Here is a 7,060-nt window from a genome sequence, read left to right on the forward strand (position 1 = left end):
TTGAGCGCGGCTGGTGAGATAAAAGGGATGACTCCTCCAGATATTCGATCGCGAAAAGGCCAGACGCCACTTGTATGCTTGACGGCCTACACCACGCCGGTCGCGAGGCTGCTCGATCGCCACTGCGACATCGTTCTTGTCGGCGACAGCGTCGGCATGGTGCTGCACGGCCTGTCGTCGACGCTGGGGGTCACGCTCGACATGATGATCATGCACGGACAGGCCGTTCGCCGCGGCCTTGAACACGCGCTGATGGTCGTCGACCTGCCCTTCGGTTCCTACGAGGAAAGCCCAGAGCACGCTTTCGGCAACGCTGCGCGCGTGATGGGTGAGACCGGTTGTTCAGCGGTAAAGATCGAGGGCGGCGAGACCATCGCGGAAACCATCCGCTTCCTTACCGCGCGCGGCGTACCTGTCATGGCCCATGTGGGCCTGACGCCGCAGGCGGTAAACACGTTTGGAGGCTATCGTGTGCAGGGCCGGGGAGCCGATGCAGAGCGGATCAGGCGCGACGCCAGGGCGGTAACTGAAGCTGGCGCCTTCTCCTTGGTGCTGGAAAAGATACCGGAGCAGCTTGCACGGCAGATAACCGCCGATATCGACATACCCACCATCGGCATCGGTGCCTCGCCAGCTTGCGACGGCCAGATTCTGGTGAGCCACGATATGCTCGGGCTCTTCACCTCATTTCGGCCGAAGTTCGTCAAACGCTATGCCGAGCTCGGTGAGCAGGCTGAGGCGGCAATCGCCGCTTACGCCACCGATATGCGGAACCGGCACTTTCCGGCGGTCGAACATCTCTATGTCAACGCCTTGAAGGCCGGTGACTTCACATGAGCGTGCCGATCGCTCGAACCGTGAGCGAGCTGCGCGGCGTCGTTGCGCAATGGCGTCGCTCGGGTGCCACGATCGGTATTGTGCCGACCATGGGAGCCTTGCACGACGGGCATCTGAGCCTCGTGCGGAAGGCGCTCGAAAGGGCCGAGCGGGTGATCGTGACGCTGTTCGTAAACCCCAAGCAGTTCAACAGCCCCGCCGACCTGATTGCCTACCCTCGGACGGAAAGCGACGATGCTGCCAAGCTCGCTCTGCTGGGCACGCATCTGCTCTATGTGCCGGACACAGAGGAAATGTACCAGGTGGGCTTCGCCACGGCCGTTTCAGTGTCCGGCATCAGCGAATGCCTTTGCGGCGCATTCCGGCTCGGCCATTTCAATGGCGTGGCGACGGTCGTGGCCAAGCTCTTCCTGCAGGCCGGCGCTGACTTCGCCTTTTTTGGCGAAAAGGATTTTCAGCAACTTCAGCTTGTCAGGCGCTTGGTCCGGGATCTCGACATTCCGATCACTATTGTGCCCTGTCCGACAGTCCGCGAAGCCGATGGTCTTGCGCTATCGTCGCGTAACGTGCGGCTCTCCCCAGCCCAACGCGCCATTGCCCCAAAACTAGCATCGGTCCTGCTCGATACGGCCGAGCGGCTTGCACGCGGCTCCCCCATCCTGCCTACGCTTGATGAAGCGCGTGCAGCAATTCTGGCTGCCGGCTATCGCGAGCTCGAATACCTGGAGCTTCGCGGAGAAACAGACCTGCAATCGTTAGCAAGCCTTGACCGACCGGCACGCTTGCTTGCTGCGGCTTGGCTTGGCGACACGCGGCTCATCGATAACGTCGCAATATCACCCATCGGTAGTTGGTCAGGTGGGCGGAGCTCTCTCCAATCGGAAGCAGCACAGCAATTGCGGTGATGACGGCGGCGCGTCGTATGCCCTGCAGGGACAGGCCATCATTTAGAACCACGTCTCCGTCGGCTTCCAGCAACCTCCGCGAGGTACGCTAAGCGCAGATGCATCGCGTATTTGAAACCTTGGTCGAGCAACTCTCTGCAAGCGTCGATGCCGTCGATCTCCATGAGGCAATGGCGTCCGCCGCAGCCGGGTTCGACTTTCCGCTCTTCGCTTATTTCACCTACCCATCCGCTTCCGGCGACAGGCCGCGATTGATCTCGAATTATCCATCATCATGGACATCACATTACCTGCAACAGCGCTACCACAGCGTGGATCCCGTGATCCTGCGGGGACTGCGGGGCTGGGATACCTTCGACTGGGGTGTGGACCGCGATCACCGTTATTTGCCGACCTCTCAGCAGGAAGTCCTGGAAAAAGCAGCTGAGTTCGGCATTCGCGGCGGACTGACCATGTCGATGCATGATCATCGCGGCCGGTTCGCCGCACTGACCTTCGCCTCCAACGAGGCGCATCCGCCATTTCTGAGGTCGCTGACGCGCTACGAAAAAGCAATGCAACTGGTTGCGATCAACGTTCATATCCATGCCCGGCGCAGGCTCGCCGAAGATTGCGTGGTAGATGGCATAATGCTCACCCGGCGGGAGTTCGAGTGCCTGAAATGGGCGGCGTGCGGCAAGTCGGCCTGGGATATCAGCCAGATTCTCGGTGTCTCGAAACGCACCGTGACCTTCCATCAGGAAAACGCCAAGGCGAAGCTTGGCGTGCGAACCATCAACCAGGCCGTAGTGCGGATGGCTGCTCGGGCGAGATCCTGATCCTCTCCAAGTCTAGCTGTAAAGGTCTACAGGCTGCATTCATGACGGCTTTGCCCTTCGATTGCGTGGACACATCCCGCACGGAGACGACAATGATGCAGCTGATAACACCCGACTGCTACGCCGAGTTTGCGAGCGAACTCAAGGAAATGCACGGACTTAGGTATCGGGTTTTCAAGAAGCGGCTCGATTGGGAAGTGCAGACCGAAGGCGAAATGGAAACGGACTCGTTTGACAGCCTGAACCCCGTCTACCTGCTTCTCAAGGGGTCCGATTGGCGAACTTGCGGCTGCGTCCGCCTTTTGCCGACCACCGGACCGACAATGTTGCGCGATACGTTTCCGACGCTGCTGGATGAGATGGTGGTCCCTGCGAGTGCCGATATCTGGGAGAGTAGTCGTTTCGCGCTCGATCTCCCTGCGACAGCGCCGAAGGCAGCTGGCGGCCTGGCCCAAGCAACCTACGAGCTCTTCGCGGGGATCATCGAATTCGGCTTGGCCAACAATCTCTCCGGGATCGTAACGGTGACAGATACGCGCATCGAAAGGATCCTTCGTCTCGCGACCTGGCCGTTGTCACGTATCGGACAGCCCAAGCAGGTCGGCAACACCGAGGCAGTCGCCGGCTTCCTCGATATTTCCTACGCCAGTCTCTTGCGCATCCGCTGGAGGGGACGCCTCAACGGGCCGGTGTTGTGGCAACCAGTTCTCATCCAATCGGCATAGCGCCTGCGGATGCTCAGCCGTGACTTGAGTTAAGTCTGCTCACGGCCGCCACCGCCGCCGTGAGGGTGAGCGGACCCGCCCCACGAGCTTTCGACTGTTCCGGTCGATTGGCTCGCGCGGCCGGACTTTGGATTTCCGTAGGCGCAACCCGCAGTCCAGCGTGAGCACGCCAAAATGGCGCCCCTCCGCTTCGTCCAAAGAAGCCAACGTGGCTTCTGAGGTCGTCTTAGAATATTGGACCGGCCGCCGTGAGCGATCGCAACCTCAAAGCTTTGCCGGTATGCCGGTTTGGCCGGACCGTCGGCCAGTCGGAGCAGTCCCCCGATAAGGACCCGAGCTGACGCGCGGTCCAACAGCGCCCGAGCCTATGCTTTGTGCATTACCGTTCGGTTGGCCATGTCGTCCAAGACCGCATGAAGAAGGCTTCCAACCTCCTGCGCAGCGAGCTCTGGCGCAATTCCTACATCGGACAATTGAATGAGCATTTTCTTGGCGGCACAGCGCCAGAACGCGCTCGCCGCCTCGCCGTTCTTGGTCTCGAGGGCCTGGGCGATACTTTCGACCAATATACGTCGCCGATGCAGCGGAAATACGCAAATGTTTGATTCATGCATCAATCACCTCACAGATTCAGTTCCACAAAGAAAAACACCGGCGTCTTCAAAAGAGCCCCGCTAGCGCGGTGACGGTTCGCGGCGACATGACGAGTTCCACTTCCCCATCGACAAGCCATTGGGAGATGAGCCGCCGGACCGCATATCCGGGACCGCACATAAGGTGAACCACCATTGCTCATCCGGCTGCATTTTCCTGGGCCGTTCGACGAGGCGTTCCAGCCGAATTGACGTCCAATGACTTGATCTCTGAAAGGGCAGGGCGGTACGAATCACCCGACTGTTCCGCTGCTTACATTCCTGCGAGCTTGTGTATGAACGATTAAAGCGTGCCCGAGCCGTTCTTGGTGGCCGCCGCAGAAGGGAATCATGTCATCCGCTGCCTATCGTAGGCGGCGCGACTTCTAGCATGACTGCACTGCCCCGACAGGGCTTTGCAATCGCGCGTTTCGAAGCCTATGCTTTGGCATCGGCCGGCATTTACTTCGGTGCAGCCGACAGTAAGACGTACGCGCTCTTGCCCCGTTGGAAGAGAGCCTTGCCCGATCCCTCTTTCGCGACCAGGTGCTGAAGCCCTCACCCCGCAGGACTTCGCGCTTTTGCGACCATCGCTGCATCACGTCGAACCGGGCATCAAGGACAAGTTGGAGGTCGCGCATCAGCCGATCAAGAACGTATATTTTCCCGAGAGGGGCATCGCGTCGGTGGTCGCCACCATGACCGGCGGGCGGCAAGGTGAAGTCGGCATTGTCGGCTATGACGGGATGAAAGGAATTGCCGTCATTCTCGGAAAGGAAAGCACTACCTGGCGCCTGCCGGTTGAAAACCTTCGCCCTGCGATTAGCCCGTCGCTTCGCACCTCAGTGCTGGACTATGCCCACGCGTTCCTCGTCCAATCATGCCGGACGGCACTGGTCAATGGCCACTCCAAGGTCGAAGAACGGCTGGCCCGCTGGCAGCTGATGGTCCACGACCGTGCGGAAGGAGATAAGATCCTCCCGACGCATGAATTTCTGGCGACCATGCTCGCGCCCACCGCCCGGGGTCACCACGGCCCTGCAAATGCTTGAGTATCGAGGACTGGTGCACGCCAAGCGCGGCGAGATCACGATCATCGACCGTGCCGGATTGATAAAGCTCACACATGGCGCTTATGACAAGGAGGAGCAGCGTTATTTCGGCCTGGCCGCTGCCTGAAGCATGTCGGTTGAAACGGGTTCAGCCGACGTCTCCTTGCCCCTCACCAGGTCGCCCAAAAGCATCAGCGGTTTTGAACGAATCGCAGCGATTGTCCGCAATCGGACATAGGCTTGAAGGCGGTCGAATTCGTGCCATAAGTCGGGTTGGTCAGGGTTCAGGGAGGAATTCGTCATGACCAATTCGTTTCACACCGTCACCGTCGAAAAAGCCGCAGAAGCCTATGTCCTTTCCAGGGGAAGGGTCCGCTTTCTCTCCATGGCGCAGGCGATCCGCGCCATCCGAACACTAATGCCGGCATGCAAGGCCACCGACCGCGAGTTGGAGGAACTGTTGGCGGCCGCTTCCTTCGTTCATGGCGTGCCCGTCGCCTTCGACACAAAAACAGCCGATGGTGTAGAACCACGGCTGCATTCCTAAGAGGGCATGCCGCGCCATGCAGACTGTCAGAGGGCATTCGTCAGATGGTAGTCCGCTAACTTAACTGCAGAGTCTAAAGGACGTGTTCCAGCATTGCGAACTCACCGATCGCTTTGTTGCCAAAGCTGCCAGCAAGCGATCGCCTCATCCAGCCGTTTGCACCATCTCATCACAGACATCATCGCGATGCTACCTGTCCAGCATATGTCCAGCATTTCGCAAGGCGGCCAGAAGGAGCCTCGCATAGCCTGTGACATCGATCTGGGCCTGCATCGAAAGGGGCATGCTGGTCCAGTTCTCCAACGGTGCAATGAAAGGTGAGAAGGTGCCATTGACAAGGCAACAACAGCTAACAAGGCCCTCTCGGTCCAATGCCACCACACCGATCTTGTCGCCTGGATATCCAATGGCTGCGACTCGCTGGACCTCCAGGTCACCGTCCACCCGCACGTCAAAAAGAAGGCTACCACGGCTCCTCGTGGCTATCTCAGCCGCCTTCTCATCAAAGCTTGAAGAGAGCAAGCGGACGCTTTCCACCGCCATCTGGAAAATCACCAAATCCAGTTCATTCACGGCCATATGGGCATTTCCGCGCAACGGGTGGTGATTGCAATGACACATACTGCTTGTTCACAGATGTCGGTCACGAACGATCATTCGTCGGGTTCCGGTTCCGACCAACGGTGTCGCCACCTGATCGTGCTGCGGTTCGAACCTTCCGAACGCGAGCCGAGCGCGCTATGAGGTTGGAGTCTAGGTCTCGGACCCTGCCTCGCGGCCTGCTCATCTTTGGCAGACCCGTTGCAACGCCGCCGCGATGGCGCAAACGCCAGATGACGCTGATCCATCGCTTGATCGTGAACTGAGCTTCTGAACACCATTGGGACAGCAGGGTGGAAGGGCTTGACCAACGCTGCCCCCGTTTTCCAAGAGGACCCGTCCTCGATTGAATCTTTCGAGCCCCGTGCAGCGCGCAGCCAAATGATGACCATCTGGACCCAGCTCGCAGACCGCAAGGCAAAGAGGGAACCTTCCAGGCAGCCAAGCTGCGTCGACGCAAAGAGCGGCCTTTGGAGTTCCCAGAATCGACCCTTCCATAGTTGCGACAGGCAACCACTGCACGAGTGTGGGAGAGCGAATCGCAAGCATTGCGTGAGGTCCTGCGCGTTTTCCCCTCTTGCTATTTGGCACATCGTTTGCGCCGAAGTGGGCGCAGCGTTCGACCGGAGCACTGCATGGGAGAGGGAGGAGCCCCACCCCGATCCGGTCAAGGAGAGAGACGGTGTTGGTTCCAAGAGTTCCCCGCGCGATCTTAGCGCCCCGCAAGCGCCATTTTGCCCGGACCTACGTGCAGGTACTTGCCGCCATAATCCTGGGTGCCGCAATCGGCTATTTCCATTTGGAGACCGGCCACAGCCTGAAGCCGCTCTGCGATGCCTTCGTCGATGTCGTCAAGATAATCACCGTACCTGTCATCTTCCTGACAATGGCGACCGGCATTGCCGGCATGAGCGATCTGCAGAAGGTCGGCCGAGTTGCCGCCA

General features: G+C 59.4%; 10 protein-coding genes. 8 read left to right on the plus strand and 2 right to left on the minus strand.

The window, feature by feature from the left end:
* The 4 genes from panB (at nucleotide 1) to EOC06_RS08030 (ending at nucleotide 3,285) form a co-directional block, all read left to right on the plus strand.
* Nucleotides 1–837 (plus strand): 3-methyl-2-oxobutanoate hydroxymethyltransferase, encoded by an 837-nt coding sequence (gene panB, locus EOC06_RS08015; RefSeq protein ID WP_063169249.1) that lies wholly within the window; start codon nucleotides 1–3, stop codon nucleotides 835–837.
* Nucleotides 834–1,742 (plus strand): pantoate--beta-alanine ligase, encoded by a 909-nt coding sequence (gene panC / locus EOC06_RS08020; RefSeq protein ID WP_063169248.1) that lies wholly within the window; start codon nucleotides 834–836, stop codon nucleotides 1,740–1,742. Before panB ends, panC begins: the two co-directional genes overlap by 4 nt.
* Before the next feature lie 98 nt (nucleotides 1,743–1,840).
* Entirely contained in the window at nucleotides 1,841–2,560 is a 720-nt protein-coding gene (locus EOC06_RS08025) for a LuxR family transcriptional regulator (protein WP_063169247.1), read from the plus strand.
* A 92-nt stretch (nucleotides 2,561–2,652) separates the two neighbouring features.
* Nucleotides 2,653–3,285, plus strand: a complete 633-nt coding sequence (locus tag EOC06_RS08030) for an acyl-homoserine-lactone synthase (RefSeq protein ID WP_063169246.1) — start codon at nucleotides 2,653–2,655, stop codon at nucleotides 3,283–3,285.
* A gap of 365 nt (nucleotides 3,286–3,650) precedes the next feature.
* Here EOC06_RS08030 and EOC06_RS41970 read toward each other — a convergent pair whose 3' ends face one another.
* The gene (locus tag EOC06_RS41970; RefSeq protein WP_063169245.1) at nucleotides 3,651–3,899 is read right to left on the minus strand and encodes a DUF6074 family protein; all 249 of its coding nucleotides are present in this window, start codon (nucleotides 3,897–3,899) and stop codon (nucleotides 3,651–3,653) included.
* 599 nt (nucleotides 3,900–4,498) lie between these two features.
* Between EOC06_RS41970 and EOC06_RS08040 the strand changes: the two genes are divergently transcribed.
* The 3 genes from EOC06_RS08040 to EOC06_RS08045 all read left to right on the plus strand — a co-directional run bounded on the left by EOC06_RS08040 (nucleotide 4,499) and on the right by EOC06_RS08045 (nucleotide 5,516).
* Entirely contained in the window at nucleotides 4,499–4,969 is a 471-nt protein-coding gene (locus EOC06_RS08040; protein WP_224570941.1) for a Crp/Fnr family transcriptional regulator, read from the plus strand.
* Nucleotides 4,962–5,096: a hypothetical protein gene (locus EOC06_RS44775; RefSeq protein WP_256754986.1), complete on the plus strand. Its 135-nt coding sequence runs from the start codon at nucleotides 4,962–4,964 to the stop codon at nucleotides 5,094–5,096. The genes EOC06_RS08040 and EOC06_RS44775 overlap by 8 nt, the downstream gene beginning before the upstream one ends.
* 174 nt (nucleotides 5,097–5,270) lie before the next feature.
* Nucleotides 5,271–5,516: a hypothetical protein gene (locus EOC06_RS08045; protein WP_063169243.1), complete on the plus strand. Its 246-nt coding sequence runs from the start codon at nucleotides 5,271–5,273 to the stop codon at nucleotides 5,514–5,516.
* A gap of 189 nt (nucleotides 5,517–5,705) precedes the next feature.
* Here the strand turns inward: EOC06_RS08045 and EOC06_RS08050 are convergent, their stop codons facing one another.
* On the minus strand, nucleotides 5,706–6,095 hold the full coding sequence (locus EOC06_RS08050) for a hypothetical protein (protein WP_024505560.1): 390 nt from the start codon (nucleotides 6,093–6,095) through the stop codon (nucleotides 5,706–5,708).
* 706 nt (nucleotides 6,096–6,801) lie between these two features.
* On the opposite strand from EOC06_RS08050, the gene EOC06_RS08055 reads away from it, so the two are divergent.
* Nucleotides 6,802–7,060: cation:dicarboxylase symporter family transporter (locus EOC06_RS08055; protein ID WP_245469396.1), on the plus strand; the 259-nt coding region annotated here is incomplete at its 3' end.

The organism is Mesorhizobium sp. M7A.F.Ca.MR.362.00.0.0 (genome assembly GCF_004023175.1).
Classification (GTDB): Bacteria; Pseudomonadota; Alphaproteobacteria; order Rhizobiales; family Rhizobiaceae; genus Mesorhizobium.